Source organism: Pseudomonas sp. GW823-FHT05G12 (assembly GCF_058795575.1).
Genome location: NZ_CM179501.1, coordinates 3,358,814 through 3,375,621 on the forward strand (window position 1 = coordinate 3,358,814; position 16,808 = coordinate 3,375,621).

The 16,808-nt window shown below is 60.8% G+C and carries 15 protein-coding genes and 1 pseudogene; 7 read left to right on the top strand and 9 right to left on the bottom strand.

Features of this window, described 5'->3' with window-relative positions; all coding sequences use genetic code 11:
* Positions 1-24: 24 nt before the first annotated feature.
* Positions 25-1,326 (top strand): MFS transporter, encoded by a 1,302-nt coding sequence (locus AC3RCM_RS15300; protein WP_104887499.1) that lies wholly within the window; start codon positions 25-27, stop codon positions 1,324-1,326.
* Between the two features lie 124 nt (positions 1,327-1,450).
* On the opposite strand, the gene AC3RCM_RS15305 is transcribed toward AC3RCM_RS15300, so the two are convergent.
* From AC3RCM_RS15305 to AC3RCM_RS15315, 3 genes are all read right to left on the bottom strand, one after another.
* Entirely contained in the window at positions 1,451-2,806 is a 1,356-nt protein-coding gene (locus tag AC3RCM_RS15305; RefSeq protein WP_064493101.1) for an aminotransferase class I/II-fold pyridoxal phosphate-dependent enzyme, read from the bottom strand.
* Positions 2,806-4,191: a hypothetical protein gene (locus AC3RCM_RS15310; protein WP_492628997.1), complete on the bottom strand. Its 1,386-nt coding sequence runs from the start codon at positions 4,189-4,191 to the stop codon at positions 2,806-2,808. The genes AC3RCM_RS15305 and AC3RCM_RS15310 overlap by 1 nt, the downstream gene beginning before the upstream one ends.
* Positions 4,192-4,708: 517 nt before the next feature.
* A complete protein-coding gene (locus AC3RCM_RS15315) occupies positions 4,709-5,731 on the bottom strand; it encodes a zinc-dependent alcohol dehydrogenase family protein (RefSeq protein WP_492628998.1) in 1,023 nt (340 codons plus the stop codon).
* A 206-nt stretch (positions 5,732-5,937) separates the two neighbouring features.
* Between AC3RCM_RS15315 and AC3RCM_RS15320 the strand changes: the two genes are divergently transcribed.
* The 4 genes and pseudogenes from AC3RCM_RS15320 (at position 5,938) to AC3RCM_RS15335 (ending at position 8,156) form a co-directional block, all read left to right on the top strand.
* Positions 5,938-6,852: a LysR family transcriptional regulator gene (locus tag AC3RCM_RS15320; protein ID WP_003253946.1), complete on the top strand. Its 915-nt coding sequence runs from the start codon at positions 5,938-5,940 to the stop codon at positions 6,850-6,852.
* A gap of 144 nt (positions 6,853-6,996) precedes the next feature.
* Complete coding sequence (locus AC3RCM_RS15325) at positions 6,997-7,314, top strand: type II toxin-antitoxin system PrlF family antitoxin (protein WP_064493103.1); 318 nt, start codon at positions 6,997-6,999, stop codon at positions 7,312-7,314.
* Positions 7,314-7,544, top strand: a pseudogene (locus AC3RCM_RS15330) (type II toxin-antitoxin system YhaV family toxin); the annotation flags it as partial. The gene AC3RCM_RS15325 and the pseudogene AC3RCM_RS15330, both read left to right, overlap by 1 nt.
* 102 nt (positions 7,545-7,646) lie before the next feature.
* A complete protein-coding gene (locus tag AC3RCM_RS15335) occupies positions 7,647-8,156 on the top strand; it encodes an HAD family hydrolase (protein WP_196766235.1) in 510 nt (169 codons plus the stop codon).
* An 18-nt stretch (positions 8,157-8,174) separates the two neighbouring features.
* Here the strand turns inward: AC3RCM_RS15335 and dapB are convergent, their stop codons facing one another.
* Positions 8,175-8,933 carry a 4-hydroxy-tetrahydrodipicolinate reductase gene (gene dapB, locus AC3RCM_RS15340; RefSeq protein ID WP_492629691.1) on the bottom strand — a complete coding sequence of 253 codons (759 nt, stop codon included), beginning with the start codon at positions 8,931-8,933 and terminating at the stop codon, positions 8,175-8,177.
* A 357-nt stretch (positions 8,934-9,290) separates the two neighbouring features.
* Between dapB and AC3RCM_RS15345 the strand changes: the two genes are divergently transcribed.
* On the top strand, positions 9,291-9,869 hold the full coding sequence (locus AC3RCM_RS15345; RefSeq protein WP_003253953.1) for an NAD(P)H-dependent oxidoreductase: 579 nt from the start codon (positions 9,291-9,293) through the stop codon (positions 9,867-9,869).
* A gap of 165 nt (positions 9,870-10,034) precedes the next feature.
* Positions 10,035-10,418, top strand: coding sequence for a MerR family transcriptional regulator (locus tag AC3RCM_RS15350; protein WP_003253954.1), 384 nt, complete (start codon positions 10,035-10,037; stop codon positions 10,416-10,418).
* Between the two features lie 69 nt (positions 10,419-10,487).
* Here AC3RCM_RS15350 and AC3RCM_RS15355 read toward each other — a convergent pair whose 3' ends face one another.
* Genes AC3RCM_RS15355 through AC3RCM_RS15375 form a run of 5 tightly spaced genes read right to left on the bottom strand, consistent with a single transcriptional unit; the run spans position 10,488 to position 16,802 of the window.
* Positions 10,488-13,097 carry an efflux RND transporter permease subunit gene (locus AC3RCM_RS15355; protein WP_492628999.1) on the bottom strand — a complete coding sequence of 870 codons (2,610 nt, stop codon included), beginning with the start codon at positions 13,095-13,097 and terminating at the stop codon, positions 10,488-10,490.
* Positions 13,098-13,130: 33 nt separating this feature from the next.
* Entirely contained in the window at positions 13,131-13,967 is an 837-nt protein-coding gene (locus AC3RCM_RS15360) for an outer membrane lipoprotein-sorting protein (protein WP_104887491.1), read from the bottom strand.
* A 50-nt stretch (positions 13,968-14,017) separates the two neighbouring features.
* Positions 14,018-15,301, bottom strand: coding sequence for a DUF1302 family protein (locus AC3RCM_RS15365; protein ID WP_104887490.1), 1,284 nt, complete (start codon positions 15,299-15,301; stop codon positions 14,018-14,020).
* Between the two features lie 2 nt (positions 15,302-15,303).
* On the bottom strand, positions 15,304-16,068 hold the full coding sequence (locus AC3RCM_RS15370) for an SDR family NAD(P)-dependent oxidoreductase (RefSeq protein ID WP_129932931.1): 765 nt from the start codon (positions 16,066-16,068) through the stop codon (positions 15,304-15,306).
* The gene (locus tag AC3RCM_RS15375; protein ID WP_020190178.1) at positions 16,065-16,802 is read right to left on the bottom strand and encodes a 3-oxoacyl-ACP reductase family protein; all 738 of its coding nucleotides are present in this window, start codon (positions 16,800-16,802) and stop codon (positions 16,065-16,067) included. Before AC3RCM_RS15375 ends, AC3RCM_RS15370 begins: the two co-directional genes overlap by 4 nt.
* Positions 16,803-16,808 lie beyond the last annotated feature (6 nt).

The window sequence follows — 16,808 nt, forward strand, 5'->3', positions numbered from 1 at the left end:
GCACTTTTCACGGGGAAAAAAACAATGACAACCCTCACCCGCGCAGCGGCTTGCGCCCCTGCCACCACCCATGAGCAGCGCTTGAACGGCCTGCTGCTACGCAAATTGATGCCACTGCTCATCGTCGTCTACGTGATGAGCTTTCTTGACCGCACCAACATCGCCCTGGCGAAAGCCAGCATGGGCATCGACCTGGGCCTTTCGGCAGCCGCCTATGGCCTGGGCGCGGGCTTGTTCTTCCTCACCTATGCCTTGGCCGAAGTGCCCAGCAACCTGATCATGCACCGGGTGGGCGCGCGCTTCTGGATCACCCGTATCATGATTACCTGGGGTTTGCTCTCGGCGGGCATGGCCTTCGTTCAGGGTGAAACCTCGTTCTACATCATGCGCCTGTTGCTGGGGGTAGCCGAAGCTGGCCTGTTCCCCGGGGTAATGCTGTACCTGACCTACTGGTTCGACCGCGAACAACGCGCCCGTGCCACGGGGTACTTCCTGCTGGGTGTGTGCCTGGCCAACATCCTTAGCGGCCCGCTGGGCGGTGCCCTGCTGGAGCTGGACGGTGTACTGGGCTGGCATGGCTGGCAATGGTTGTTCGTGCTCGAAGGCCTGCCCGCCGTAGCCTTGGCCTATGTGGTGTGGAAGAAGCTGCCGGACGGTCCGGCCTCGGCGCCTTGGCTGACGGCTGCCGACGCCCAGGACATCGAGCGCCGCCTGGCCGCAGAGCAGGCCGCCGCACCGCAGCAGAGCAAGCTGGGGCAGATGTTCCGCGACCGGCAGATCTGGCTGGCGATCGTGGTCTACTTCGTGCACCAGATCACCATCTACACGGTGATTTTCTTCCTGCCGGGCATTATCGGCACCTACGCTGCGCTTTCGCCCTTCCAGGTCGGCCTGCTGACAGCGGTGCCGTGGATTGCAGCAGCCATTGGCGCAGCTACCTTCCCACGCCTGGCCACCTCGCCGCGCCGCTGCCGCACCCTGTTGTTCCTTGGCCTGCTGACCATGGCGGCCGGATTGCTGCTGGCATCGCTGGCCAACTCGTTCATCGGCCTGCTCGGGTTTTCCCTGACCGCGCTGATGCTGTTCGTGGTGCAGTCGATCATCTTCGTCTTTCCCTCCAGCCGACTGAGCGGCAGTGCGTTGGCGGCGGGCCTGGCCTTTGTCACCACTTGCGGTCTGTTTGGCGGTTTCGTCGGGCCGTCGGTGATGGGCTTGATCGAGCAGACCACCGGCAGCACCCGCAACGGGTTGTGGATCATTGCCGCGTTGCTGGTATGTGCGGCGCTGGTCAGTACCCGTTTGCGTCAGGGGCAAGAGCAACCCTGAGGAGAACTCAATTTACGCCGCCTGCAGGTGGCTCTTTGTGCTGCGGAGCCTTGAGGTTTTCAGGCCGTCATTTCACTTGTCGGCCCTCTCGCAGCACTTGGCAGCACCTGCAAGCGTCTTGATTTCAACTTGTGATGCGGGTGTTTCGCCCGCAGCGCACCTCAAGCGCCTGCGCCAGTCGCCTTACCACCAGTTGCAGTTCATCCGGGCGTCCACCCAGCCAGATCAGAGCAAGGTGTTGAGGGTAATGCCCCGGCAGGCCGAACTGCTCACCCGGTAGTGCGTGCAGTGCAGAACCTGCCAACGCTGCGGTAATACCGTCCCACGCCAGCGGCTGGCAAAAGCTCACCCACAGCATCTGCCCACCTTGCGGCATGTCGAAGACCACCCGTTGGCCGAATTGCGATTGCAGTGCATGCGCCAGGTATTGCGTACGCCTTTGCAAGTCTGTGCGTTGCTGTACCAGCTGCGTTTCGATTTCCCCCTTGCCGAGCATGTGAGCAAGCGCCTGCAAACGTAGCGGCGCAAGCCGATACGCCCGTTCAGCGAATGCCTTGGCCAACACGGTGTCACGGCTCAGTAAATAGGCATACGGCGCCTCTGCCCCCACTGCGGCCTCGAACGTGCCCATCACCAGAAGCCAGCGCGGGTCGATCCAGTCACGCAGGCGTGTGCTCGGCGGCCCGTCGTAACAGAGCTCGCTGTCCAGGTCGTTTTCCAGCAGCCATACAGGGTGCTGGCCAAGCAAAAGACCAAGCTGCTGCTGGTAATACGGGGAAACCAGCCGCCCTTGTGGCATGCCCAGGCAAGACGGCATGACCAGCAGGCTTACCGGCTCGCTACCCAGCAGCTTGGCCAACGCGTGCAGCTCGGGGTTGCCACGGGCATCCAGTGGTGCCTCCAGCACGCGCATGCCGGCACGCGCCAGGGCGCGCAACACTTGCCAGCAACAGGGCGAATGCACCAATGCGGTACCACCTTGCAGGGCCAGCGCCGCAAGCAGCGTCTCCAGCAACGCGAGCACATCGGGGGCCAGATGGACGTCATCGGCATGCCAGTACTGGTTGGAGCAGCGGGTGTATCGCTCAGCCACGGCACTGCGCAAACGGGCGCTACCCAGCGCTTCCCAGGACGCAACGCTGCGATCACGCTGACGGGCCAAACGCCGTTCGTGACCAAGCAGCATGCGCTCCAACAGTGGCTGCGTCGGCAAGGGAGGCTGCCGGGCCACGGCCACAGCCTGATCTTTGCCATCGTTCTGTACGTAATAGCCCGACCTCGGCAGGCAGTGTACACGGCCCTCCTCTTCCAGCAGGCTGTAGGCACTTTGTACCGTCGCCAACGACACCCGCAGCCGCCGGGACAACTCACGCAATGACGGCAACCGGCATGTGCCAACGCCTGCAGCTTGTTCGATCAACGCTTCCAGGTAGCGATACACCTTGCGATACGCGAACTCGCCTGGGGCCGCTCGCCCCATCAAGGCAGCCCCGCAACACCACGCCGCCGCCCCAACGCCAGCTGCGGCAGCAGCCTCAGGTGTACATCGCGGCGGGCCAGGTTGTTAAGCAGGCGCCATCCCGCCAGCGGCAACTGCCCATCATAAATTTGCCGCAGTTGCCCCAACGGCAAGCCACTGGTATTCACCAGCCAGGCTTTGACTGCATCGGGGCAGGGTTTGCCTTGCAAGGCCCTGTGCAGGTACGGCAACGCCACCACCATGTCGGCGTGCCGACACTGCAAGAACCGCTCGAGGTTTTTCCCCTGCCTGGCAAACGGGCTGAACAGCAGGCACACCAGTTGGGCCTGGTTGATGCCGTAGGCTTTGCCAAATAGCAACGGCACGGCGTCACGCTGCTTGCTGCCACCCGCCTGCCCTGCCAGCCTCAGCGCTGGGCGCCCGACCAGCGGCTCCAGACTGCGGGCGCGCAGTTCATGCAGCTGTGCCGTGGCTAGCGAGTCGACGAACTCGGACAGCGGCAAAGCATCCGCAGCCGTCTCGAAGTGACAACCCAGCATCGCGTCAAGCTGCTGCTCTTCAAGCAAGTGCGGCAACAGGTCATCAATAGCAATCAGCCGCACCGGCGCGCGCTCCGGTACGGCGCCTGGAACCGGCTCGTGCTGACCACCCGGTGCGCCCCCAACAGCACCGTGCAATCGGCTCAGCCCTTGGGCCAGCGCCGCCAGGCACTGGTGCACTGCATGCGAGCCACGCACGCCGGCCAGGCGCAGGCTACGCCGGGCCCACGCCAGGTATCGGCGCCGCTGCAGCCCGGGCATGGCGGTGACCAACGCATCGGGAGGCACCGCTGCCTGCAGCGCCTGACCCACGGCCCCGGCCAGCTCCAGGTGCAGGCGGCAGCCCAGCAGGGCTTCAGGCCTGGCATCGATCATGTGGCCGAACATCAACATCGCGTCCCTCGCCAGCAGCCAGCGCTCAGGCATTACCGAGAGCCGACGACTGAACGGCACCACTGCGCGCCCCTCGATCATCTGCAATTGCACCCGCGGGTCATCCTGCATGAACAACGCGCTAAAACTGCGCTCGTGAGCTTCCAGCGTGGCGCTATCGGCAACCGGCAGGCTGACCACCAATACCCGCAGCTGGAAGGTTACCGGCGAACGCAGGGCAATGCTCAGTTGCGCGGCACGCAACATGGCCAGCAGCCGGCTGCTATGGCGGTCGCTCCCTTGCAATACCTGCAAGCTGAAAGTACCGATGTACTCCGGCCCGCCTGCAGCGACCAACAGGCGTTGTATCAGCAACTGCAAGGAAGCGCGCTGGGCCTGGGACATGTGGTTCAACAAGCGCTCGAGTACTTGCTGGTAGATATAATGCATCGCCTGGTCGTGAATAGCAGTCACGCAATCACCTCATCAACTTCATGCAGCCAGCGCATGCGGTATCCAACATTTGAACGTGAACATGCGCCAAACTTACCTAGAAGAAATTTCTTACAACAAAATGAAAGTAATGACGTAACCCTTCACTGTCGCCAAGCCATCGAGAAGAAACCACCCCTGCGATGGCCTGTCGCTGTCACATGCTGCTCTATATCAGGCATAGCCATGCTCATCCCACGTTCCTTGCACAAACTATCATTGGGCCATTATCGAGAGGGAGGCAGCATGAATTGAAGATACAGTTCAGGGTAAAAAAACCATTCAGCATCCGTGTCAGTTCACAGTGACTCGCAAGGCAAAAGCGTTCAAGGCTGATTATTTGCCGGAATATTTCTGACAGCCCGAAAGCCACGGACTTATATGTAGTCCACATCTGGGTTTATTGTAGGAACAGTCCTACTTTAAGTGTTGAAACACTTTACTCCGCGCATAAAAAACCCGGGACATTGCCCGGGTTTTCTGCTTGCGCCATCCACCGTCAGTGTTGCGACATGTCCAGCACGACGCGCCCGCCGCACGGGCATTGGTCCATGTAGCGATGCGCCTCGACCACCTGCGCGAACGGGTACACCTTGATGATCTGCGGTGTCAGCAGCTGATCGGCGGTGAACTGGTTGATATCGCGCAAGGCACGCTGCAGTGCCACCTGGTCCTGGCTGATGCCAAGCTCTGGCTTGCCGGTGAAATTACCGATGCAGTGCACATAGAACTGAATGTTCTTCTGGAATGCCGCGCAGGCCGGGAACGGCGTCTGGTTGCCGCCTTGCAGACCGTACAGCACCAGGCTGCCACGCGGCGCCAGCACATCACCCAACAGCGACATCTGCGGGCCGCCCAGGCCGTCGAGCACCATGTCCACACCACGGCCATCGGTGTACTTGCCAATCTGCAGCAGCAGGTCCTGCTCTTCGGTGACGATCACTTTGTCCGCGCCCAAACCCAGCAGGTAGTCACGCTGCGCCGCTTCCTTGGTGGCGGCGAACACTTTCAGCCCCAGGGCCCTGCCCAGCTGCACGAAGGCAGGCCCGGCGCAATGGCTGGCATCGGTGACCAGTGCTGTCTGCCCGGCCTTGGCCCGTGCCAGGTCGACGTAGGCGAAGTAGGCGATCAGCAGCGGGGTGTAGTGCACGCTGGCCTCGATCGGGGTGAGCACATTCGGGTAGCGCGTGATGGCTGTACGGGGCAGTACGATGACATCGCCGTACACCGGGTGGTCGTTGGCACTGGTGGCCGGGAAGCTGGCGACCCGATCACCGACGGCAATGTCATCGACCCCTTCCCCGACCGCAGTCACCACCCCGGCCATTTCGTGACCGATCCCCGCTGGCAGGCGCGCCTGGGACGGTGCCAGATTCTGGCGCCAAAGCACGTCATACCAGCTGACGCCAACCGCTTCGACGCGGATCTGCACCTCGTCGGCAGCGGGTGACGGTTCGGCCTGCTCTTCGCAACGGAGCACGTCGGCAGCACCGAACTTGTGGAAACGGATCATGCGGGACATCGCATACCTCGCCTTTGTGAACCTCTAATTACCACTGACTCTATCCGGGCTTTGCCCGTTAGACCATCAGTGGCCATTAATAGTCGACATGCTTGTCATCGATTGGGCACCTGACTTTCCCTGCGATTGGTCCCCCTAAACCCGTGCAGGGTAACAGCCTTTGGCCTTAAGATTCACCTCTGCCCCACATTAGGCGAAGCGCACCGATGAATCGAAACGACCTGCGTCGTGTAGACCTCAACCTGCTGATCGTGTTCGAAACGCTGATGCACGAGCGCAGCGTGACCCGTGCCGCAGAAAAACTGTTTCTCGGCCAACCGGCCATCAGCGCGGCGCTGTCGCGCCTGCGCAACCTGTTCGATGACCCGTTGTTCGTGCGCACAGGGCGCAGCATGGAGCCGTCGGCACGGGCCCACGAGATCTTCGCCCTGCTGTCACCGGCACTGGATTCGATTTCCACTGCAGTCAGCCGCGCCGCCGAATTCGACCCGGCCACCAGCAATGCGGTGTTCCGCATCGGCCTGTCGGACGACGCCGAGTTCGCCTTGCTGCCGCAACTGCTCAAGCGCATTCGCGCCGAGGCGCCCGGTATCGTGCTGGTGGTGCGACGGGTCAACTACTTGCTGATGCCAACCCTGCTGGCCTCGGGCGAGATTTCGGTGGGGGTCAGCTACACCAGCGAACTGCCGGCCAACGCCAAGCGCAAGGTGCTGCGCCGCAGCATGCCGAAACTGCTGCGCGCCGACAGCGTACCCGGCAGCATCACCCTGGATGACTTCTGCGCCCGCCCCCATGCGCTGGTGTCGTTTGCCGGGGACTTGTCCGGGTTCATCGACGAAGCCCTGGAAGAAATCGGCCGCAAGCGCCACGTGGTGCTGGCAGTACCGCAGTTCAACGGGCTGGGGAGCTTGCTGGCAGGCACCGATATCGTGGCTACGGTACCGGACTACACGGCGGATGCACTGACGGCCGCCGGCGGCTTGCGGGCCGAGGATCTGCCGATACCCGTGCGCAGTTTCGAACTGCACATGGCCTGGCGCGGGGCACAGGACAACGACCCGGCGGAGCGGTGGCTGCGGTCGCGGATACAGATGTTCTTCGGGGATCCTGACAGTCTTTAGAGGATCGTGTCCCGAGGGGTGGTGTAACTCATCCTGCGGCGCTACTGAGCGTCCTCCCCGCCTATGCTTGATCAGCAGAAAACCAAGCCTGACCACGTAAGGATTATTCCTTACCATTCAATCAATACATCCGGGGGAACGCTCATGCCTGCCATCCACGAAATCGCCACGTTGACCTCGAAGGGGCAGGTCACAGTGCCCAAGTCCGTTCGCCAGCTTTTAGGCCTCGACACGGGTGGCAAGATCGCATTCGACGTACGTGCCGGGGAAGTCGTGGTCAGCCGCGTAGAAGCCATCCATGAGGACCCTGCCATCGGTGCGTTCCTGGGTTTGCTGGAGGCTGATATCCGAAGCGGGCGCAACCTCACCACCCTGCCGGAAGACCTGGCGCAAACCATGCTCGCCAATGCGGGCCACGCTGTAAATCTGGACGAAGATATCGACAGTGAGGTCGCGATCTGATGCTGCGACATGGCTGGACACTGTTGTTCCATGAAGGTGTGACTTTACAGCTACGCAAATTGCAAGAAGCCGCCGCCCGGGCCGAGCAGAACGACCTGCAAGGTTTTGAAAGCAACGCCAACGTCAAGCTGTTTTGGGCATTGAGCCATCTGATCATGGAGGCTGTGCCTACCGACCCGGGCAGTGATGAGTTCCGCCAAGGCAACACGCTGGGCACCGCCTACCGACATTGACGGCGGGCAACAATCGGCAGGTGCTTTCGGCTGTTCTTTCGCACGGCCGGTCTAGAACGCCAGATACTAGGCTCGCCGCATATGGCCGGGGGGCACATCATGGCGCTGGCCTGCAACCTGCCCTGGACAGCCATGGAAACCATAGATGCCTTCCTCGCAGAGCAAGCCCAGTACGCCGCACGCCACCCTGTACAGCTGGCACCGGGAGCCGTTGCCTTGCTCGCCCGACTCAAAGAAACAGGCGCTCGTATCACCGCATATGGGGGAAGCCCCAAGGCAGCGATCTTCGACCGCTACCTGGCGCCGGTAAGTGAGTACTTCGATGCCGACCTGCCTTACATCGACATGGGCCACGCACGTCCGGGCATGGCTGAAATCCACCGTCAAACAGCTACCGGTGCCGGCGAGCTGGTGTTCATCGATGACCTGAGCCGGGTCGCCCAAGTGAGCAAAACGCTCGGTTGTGGCTTTATCGGCAAACCCGCAACCCTGTACCAGAAACAGCAGATGCAGGCATCGGGTGTGCGGTTCATCTGCAAGGATCTGGACGAGATCGACCAGACACTCTTGCAAGCGCTGGACCAATCCATGCGACTAGAGCACCACTAGCCCGCATCGCACTCACGCTCAATTCACTGCCAAGCCAAGCACCGCCTGCATGGAATATACCCCGGCAGGCTGATGCCAAGCCCAGCGTGCCGCCCGCAGCGCCCCTCGGGTGAAAACCTGCCGATCTAGTGCCTGGTGGCTAAGGGTAAATACTTCTCTTTCGCCCGCAAAGATGAGTGAGTGATCCCCCACCACTGAGCCCCCCCGAAGGGTGGCGAAACCAATGGTGCCCACTTCACGCGGGCCGGTCAGCCCATCCCGCACGCGCACCGCCTGGCTGCCTAGGTCCACCTGCCGGCCCTTGGCGACCGCTTCCCCCATCATCAACGCCGTGCCGGACGGTGCATCTACCTTATGACGGTGATGCATTTCCAGCACCTCAGCATCCCAATCCTCCGCAGGTAGCACTCGACCGGCAATTTCAGCGAGGGCACTGAGCAACTGCACCCCTACGCTCATGTTGCCAGACTTGACAATGCGCGCCCCTTGGCTGCCAGCAATCGCCGCTTCCTGCTCGGGGTTGAAACCAGTCGTACCAATAATGTGAACCAACCCTCGGGCCGAGGTGTACTCCAAGCATTGCAACGTGACTTCGGGCTGGGTGAAATCAAGCACGCCATCAGCCCCGTCGAGCGATCGCAACATATCGTCAGTGAAATGCACCCCAGTCGGGCCACTCCCCACCACTTCAGCGCAGTCCTTGCCAACCAAGCTGGAACCAGGCCGTACCACCGCAGCATGCAGGCACGCACCCTGGGCATGAAGCAAGCTTCGCACCAGTCTCTGACCCATGCGCCCCGACGCGCCCAATACCACCAGTCTTATTGGTCTATCCATAGGTATCAAAACGTCTCCTTTAAAAAACGGTCTGCACGACCGGTATGAGGTACGAGACCTCTAAAAACACACCCTCAACGAAATTTGTGCGGCCGGCTCATCTCGCGCCGGTAAGGCTTCATAGACGCTTTGAGTACTGGCTCAACGCACATTGCGTTTCTGCACCCGCTCATTCAACGTTTGCCGGGCTACACCCGAGCGCTGCTGGACTGTTTGTCTCTACCGCTAACCGGCAAGGCTTGACTCTACCGTAAGGGGCAGACTTTACCCTTGGCACTTCATTACCTGGAGTTTGTCATGAAGCGCAAACGCATGCTCGTAATCCTCGGCCACCCTTCGAACGACAGCTTTTGCGGCGCTGTGTCCGAACGTTATGTCGAGGCTGCCACGCAAGCAGGCCATGAGGTGCGCCTGCTGCGCCTGGATACCCTGGATTTCGATCCGGTCTTGCACGATGGCTATAACCAGATCCAGTTGCTTGAGCCCGATCTGATCAACGCACAGAACGACATTACCTGGGCCGAACACCTGACATTGGTGTACCCGATCTGGTGGGGCGGCATTCCGGCGTTGCTCAAGGGGTTCTTCGACCGCGTGTTTCTGCCCGGTTTTGCCTTCAAGTACCGCAAGGGCTCGCCCTTCCCGGATAAGCTGCTCAAGGGCCGCACGGCTCACCTACTGGTGACCATGGACACGCCGCCGTGGTACTACCGGTGGGTATATCGCATGCCGGGCCTGCACCAAATGCGCAAGACCACCCTGGAGTTCTGCGGCATAAAACCCCTGAAAACCCTGACTTTCGGTCCGGTATTGGGCTCCAAGCCGGAACAGCGTGAAGCCTGGCTCAAACAAGTCCAGGCCGTCGCCAGCCGCTGATCGGCCCCGGTCGGGCCGTGCCCCTGCGCTGCCCCGCCGAGCCTCCTTGCTGTGACGCCTTGTTCAGCTTGGCTTCCCACCCCCTGACGCTTGTGCAAAAATGTCGCGCGCCTGTACGAGCACGCGACATCTTTTCGCTTCTGATGCGTCAAAAAAGGGATTTTCATGTACATCGGCAAAGCCGCCCAGCTGTCGGGCACAACCGTCAAAAGCATCCGCCATTACGAAGAAATCGGCCTGTTGCCCCCACCGCAACGCGAAGGCAAGTACCGCATCTACAGCCAGCAAAGCGTAGAGCTGCTGACCTTCATCAAATGCGCTCAGCAACTCGGTTTCAAGCTCAAGGAAATGCAGGCCATTCTGCAGGATCATCGCGGCCAGGAGCTGCCCTGGGATCTGGCCATGCAGGCCATCGATAACAAAAAGCAGGAATTGATGGGGCAGATCCAGGCCTTGCAGCAAGTGCATGACGGCTTGGTTGAGTTTGAGCTGAGCCTCAAGGATGCTCAGATGCAATGCCAATTCGAACACCTGGAAAAAGCCCGCTGAATCCGCTCCGCCGCCCCTGAACGGCTATGGCGCCCCGCGCCGTTTTCAGCACGCAGGCGCCCCGGCGATTTAGCCTGGCACACCCCCACCCCCCGGCTGCTCGCCCTCTTGCACTGCTGGCTGCGGCACAATCGAGGCAAAGAACCACGGCGAAATCAGCGTGACCAACAAAATGGTCATGAAGCCGCTGGATGACAGCGCCAGTATCACCAATACACCCAGGTCAATGACGGGTTTGTAGGCGGAGAACAGCAGCGCGACAAAGCCCATCGAGAAGATCACGACGTTGACCACCGTCGAGCGCCCGACGCCCTGCATGGCCGCCAGGATGGCCTCGTCGATCTCGATGCCCTTCTGCACCAGCATCTTGATCCGTGACAGCAGGTGAACGGCGTAATCCACGACGCCCACCACCAGGAACGTCACCAGTGTGGTACCGATGTTCAACTCGATATCCAACAGGTACATGCTGCCGTACACCGTCACCGACGTGGTCAGCAACGTCAGCATGCCGAGAATGCCCAGGCGTACTGACTTGAGCCAGAACATCATCATCAAGGTCACGGCCAGCAACGCCAGCGAGAAGCTCAGCACCTGACCCTGGGTGATTTCCTGCAACACCCCGGTCCATATGTACGGCGTACCGGCATGGGTGACCTGCAGGTTGGCCGGTTTGTTGATGGCCAGCCAGGCGTCCAGTTTATCGAGCATCGCCTGGTAATCGCCCGCCACAGAGGAGGTCATGGTGAACAGCGTCACCGCCTTCGAGTAATCGGCATTGAGCACGTTCTGCAAGTCAGTGCCGCCACCGTTCTCGAACATCATGATGTGTTGTTCGATGAGCGAGTTGCCATCGACATCGAAGGTCTCCGGTTTGCCGTCATCATCGACCACCGTCACCTGCTCCACCGCCTGCGGCACCCGCAGGAAAGCAGGGTTCATGTCGTTGAGCACGAGGTTCATGCGCTTGATGTAGGTCGCCACCGAATAGGTGTAACTCACGTTCGGCTGGGCCTTGATGAACTGGTCCAGACGGTCGAGGAACTGCACGGTTTCAGTGGTCAGCGCGCCACGCGGAGTCTTGGTGTCGGAAGCGATCCAGCCCGGCGATGTACCGGCGACTCCGGCCCGGTTGATGAATTCGTCGGACATCCGCACCGGGCTGTCCTTCTTGAAGTAGGCAATGCCCGAGTCTTCGATATCCACCTTGAACGTGAACACCGTCATCATCGCCAACAACGGCAGGGTCACCAGCAATACCGGCTTGCGCCAGCGAATCAGCCAGGCACAGAACACCACCAGATAGTGGGAGATCAGCGACTCTTTCAGTTGCACTTTGCGCGGGACGGCATCTTTGCCCCAGATCGAAATCCACGCCGGAATCAGTAGCAACGAGATGATCAGCGCCGCCGTCAGGCCGATGGACATGAACATGCCAAAGTTGCGGATGCTGACAATGTTGTTGGTGGTGGAAATCAGGAACGTCGCAATCGTCGTGACCGTTGTCAACACTACCGGCGTGACCATCAGGCGCTGGGTTTCACGGTTGGCTTCGCGGAAAGACTTACCCGAATTGAGCTGTTCGTAATATTCGGCCATGACGTGGATCGCGTCGGCACAACAGATGGTGAACAGGAACACCGGCAAGACACTGGTGAGCAAGTCCATCGGCACACGCAGCAGCGCCATCAGGCCAAGGGTCCAGATGGTGCAGAACAGGATATTGAACAGCGGCAGCACCACGCCAAGTGGTTTGCGAAAGAAGAAAACCAGCAGAGAGGTGACCAACAGGAACACGATCGGGAACAGCATCGCCAGGTCGTGATCGATGATTTCCTGCTGGGCCGCAATGAAGATCGGCATGCCGGCGATGAACACCTCATCGGTGAACTCCGGGTGGGCGGCCTGGTACTTCGCGATGATCTCGCGGACCTGGTGATAGGCACGCAACTGGGCCTGAGCGTCGTCCTGTTTGGTGCCCAGTTCGGCGACGACCATGGCGACTTTCTTGTCCGCCGAGACGACGCCACCGACCATCTGCTCGTTGCCCATGATCTGCGCTTCGACCTTGATCGGGTCCATATCCAGGGCGTGCAGGGTCTTGTGGATCCACAACTCGCCATCGGCACTCAGGCTAATGTTTTCCAGGTCAGCCATCGAGGCCATTTCCTGGATCGGGTTGAGCCGCTCGGCAAGAAAGCTCAAAAACTGCAGGTCATGGCTGTCCCAGTTCCGGGCAATCCCATGGTCACGCAGCGCTTTGGCGGCAGCGTAGTCGTTCTGCGAAAAACCCTCGGCGAGGATCTGCACCAGCAAAGCCTGAGCATCAGGGTCGCCACTGTGGAGGCCGACGATGCGCTGCAGTTCGACACGGTCCTCATCGTTCGCCAGCATCAACCGGCGTATGGCCTGGGACAGCTCGAACTGGGCGTTCAACGACGTGGTGTTGAAGACACTCTCGGGGTTGTTCAGCGCCACCATGACCGAGTCATACGTGCCGGTGAACTCGCGCTGCAAATCAATGATCGTCTTGCGCGCCGGGTGAGTGTCCTTGAGCAGATACGGATTGGTGTCCGACATCAGCGCGCCGAGGGTGTAGGTGAAGTAGGCGGTGATCGCCACCAGCACGAACACAATTGCCCGCGCATAGCGCTCGACGAAGTTCAGGTATCTTTCCATGAATGAGGGTTCCAGATGAATCGGGAGCGGCGCTTAGCGGGCAGACACGGCGTATTCCGGCAAGTCGCCGGCTTTCAGCCCGCGCTTGATCGCGGTCTGCGTGAACAGGCGGTCGTCCAGCGCGACGTTGTACTGCAACTGGTTGAAGCGCAGCTGAGAGCGCGTACCGGCGATGAAGTCCTCGGTTTCGCTGAGGGTAATGCTGTCGATCTGGTCGATGGTTTCAGTCTTCAGGGTGCGCATCTGCTTGAACATCACACCTTTTACATCGAAGAAGTCCTGGCGCAGCACCAGTGAGTTCTTCTTGTCAACCCAGACCTTGAGCTTGTTGTAGCCGGTCTTGGCCAGCACGGCAGGCGTCGCCGGCTCACGCTCGATCACGTAGCAATCGCGGCCCTGCAACTGCTCTTCGCCAACCAGCGTTTGGCGATAGTCTTCGGCGCGAATCTTGTCGAGGTCGGCATAGGAGTAGTCGCTCCCCATGAACGCCCCGCGTTTGTCGGTGGTGGAAATCCTTCGGGTCTGTCGGCTGACCGGCAAATACATCCATTGGCTGTCTTCGAGGCCCAGGACCTCGCGCGGGTTTTCGATGTGGAAGGCGACGTCACGCACATCACTCGGCGCGGAGAAATACATGGTGAACTTGTCGCTGTCCGGGTAATCCTTTTGCAGGTAGCTGAACTCGCGGATGCGGCTGTTACCTTGCTTGTCGATCAGGATCAGGGACACCTGGGACATGAAGCTCTTGCCGTCATCGCGGTCCCGGGCCTGGCGAATGATTTCGTCGGCCGTGCGTGTTTCAGCTGCCATGGCGGCAGCGGCGCTCAGCAGCAGTGCGCTTACAGTCAGGGTCTTGAAGATGGGCAACATGGCGATTTCCTTTTCATTGTTTGAGTGGTTCGCACACCGCACCGGTGTGGTCAGAACAGATAACCGGCGGACAAGCGCACCTGGTCGCGGTTGTCGTACGCACCGAACTGGCGGTCGGGCTTGCCGAAGAACACATCGACTTCGAGCCCCAACTTGAGCCAGTCCACCGGTTTGTAGGTGAAGATCCCCTGAACGAAACTGTCGTCCTGCGCTGGCGGCGACATGCCGAATACCAGACGGGTCTTGAGGCGATCCTGGAACTGCGAGCCTTCGGCAGACACGGTGAACAGGTCGTCGCGCTTGTCCTGGACCATGCCGGGCTGCCAGTCGAGCAGCCGCTGATGTTGCCACTGCGTCGAGATCAGCCAGTCCCGCAATAGGTAATCGACGCCCAGCAGCGACTTGGTCATCGCCGTCTGGTCGCTGCCGTAAGCGCGGTAAGGATTGGTGACGCGCCAATTGTCGAAGTAGGCGACTTCACTGCGTACCACGATGCTGTGGCCGGCATCGATGGCCACACCGGCGCCGCCCATGGAATAGCGCGGGAATTGCCGCTCGAGGCGAATCAGGCCCTCTTCGGTCTGGCCTTCGACGGCGTAGACCGGGTCCTGTTGGCGGGCGTTGAGGGCAACGAAGCTGACATCCACCGTGCCGACCCGGCCGTTGGCACTGGCGCCGTAACCGAAGCCACTGTGACCGTCATAACCGGGCCGCGAATCGACCACGAACATCTGCGGATCGGGTGTGGCAAAGATCGGTGCATCGAACTCGCTGCCGACGGCCGGCGCCTGGTTTTTCACAAAATCAGTGATCACCAGCGCTTCCAGCTCCCACTCGGCGACCGGCTGCACCAGGCGAATCATCGGCACGGCGATGCGGCTGTCTTCCAACAGACCGATCACACCCTCGCGATAATCCAGCGGGTTGATCTGATCGAGCACCCGTAATTCATCTGCACGCCCCCACACCACCTGCTGCCAGCCCACCGTCAGCTCGCCGTCACCGACGTAGAGCCCCCAGTAAAGGTGCCGCCAATCGGCAGTGGCCCGGTAATCATCCCGGGCTTGCGCGCTGTATGGGTTGTTGCCGTCATAACGGAAGTCGTAACGGGCTCGGCCCTTGGCCTTGTAGTAGCCGCTGTCCCAGGCATCCTCCAGGCTGAACTTGAGGTACACGGCCTTTTGCGTGACCCGGTCGTCACCGTGCAGACGCACGGCCGTGGCAACGCCGATCTCCGCTTCATGATGCTCCGGCAACCACTCGGCGATCGCCACTGGCGGGCCGAGGCTGACCAGCGCGGCCAAAAGGCCGCGGTTCAATCCCAGTCGAGCCATGGCTACATTCCCAACCCGGCACCGCCGTCGATCATCAGGCTTTGCGCCGTGACACCACCAGCCTGCGGGCTCGCCAGATAACGAACCATGGCCGCCACTTCGTCGCCCTGAATGAAGCGCCGCAGGGGCAACTTCTTCTTGGCATTGCGCAGGATCTGCTCGTGTGTGATCCCGGCGATGCGCGCTTGAGCCGCCAATTCGCCTTGCAGCATCGGTGTGTCGATCCAGGCGGGCAGGATGGCATTGACGGTGATTCGCCGTGGCGCCAGGTCCAGCGCCAAGGCTTTGGTCATGCCGATGATGCCGTGCTTGGAGGCGCAGTAAGCGGTGTTGCGGACCTTGCCCGCTCGGCCGAGGATCGACGACATGTTGACGATCCGCCCACCATCGGCCATCAGTGGCAGGCACAACGAGGTGACGTAAAAGGTGCCGTTGAGGTTGATCGAAATGACCTTGTGCCAGTTGTCGAGGTCTTCGGGTTCGTTCTCGTCGCAGACCCCGGCGCTGTTGACCAGCACATCGACAAAGCCGACCCGGTTGGCCAGGCCCTTGAACAGAAGTTGCAGGCTGGCGAGATCGGCGATGTCCGCTTGATGGGTTTCGATGCGAGCGGCAAATTCGCCCTCGGTGACCCAGCTCTGCAAGGTTGCCAGATCCCGATCAAGCAAGATCAAAAGGTGCTCGGCCTGGGCTGCAAAATTTTCCGCGACGGCGCGGCCAATACCATTGGCCGCGCCGGTAATCACAATCGTGCGTACCTGGCTCATGGCATTTTCAATCCGCCGTTGACGGACAAGACTTCGCCCGTGACGTACAGGCCGCGCTCGGCCAGATACAGCACCGCGTCGGCAATTTCTTCAGGCCGGGCGAAGCGTTTGATCAACAGCCGCGACTGGATTTCCTGCTCATGGGCGCCGACCAGGGCTTGGCTCATGTCGGTGCTGACGATGCCGGGCGCCACCGCGTTGACCCGGATGTTGCGGGGCGCCAACTCCACCGCCAGTGCGCGTGTCAATGCTTCTACACCGCCTTTGGCGGCGGCGTAGTTGCTCTGGCCCTTGCCGGGCTTTTGCGCGGCCACCGAACTGAGGTTGACGATGCACCCGCTGCGTTGGCGCATCATGCAGGGCAGCACCTGCTGACAGCACAACAACGTGCCGACCAGGTTGGTCTGGATGACCTCGGTGATGTCGCTCAACGATTGCGTGGCGAGCAATCCGTCACGGGTAATACCGGCGTTGTTGACCAACAAGTCGATACGCTCGAAACGTTGCTCGACCCGTTCAAAAAACGCCTGAATGCTCGGCGCTTCCTTGACATCACACTGCACGGCCAGGCACTCCCGGCCAAGCCCTTCGACCTGCGCCTGCAAGGCAGCGGCCGACGCCTCGTCACGGACATAACTGAAGGCAACCTGATAACCCGCGCCGGCCAGGGCCAGCACGATGGACTTGCCAATGCCACGGCTGCCGCCGGTCACAACAGCTATTTTCTGAGTCATGACCGC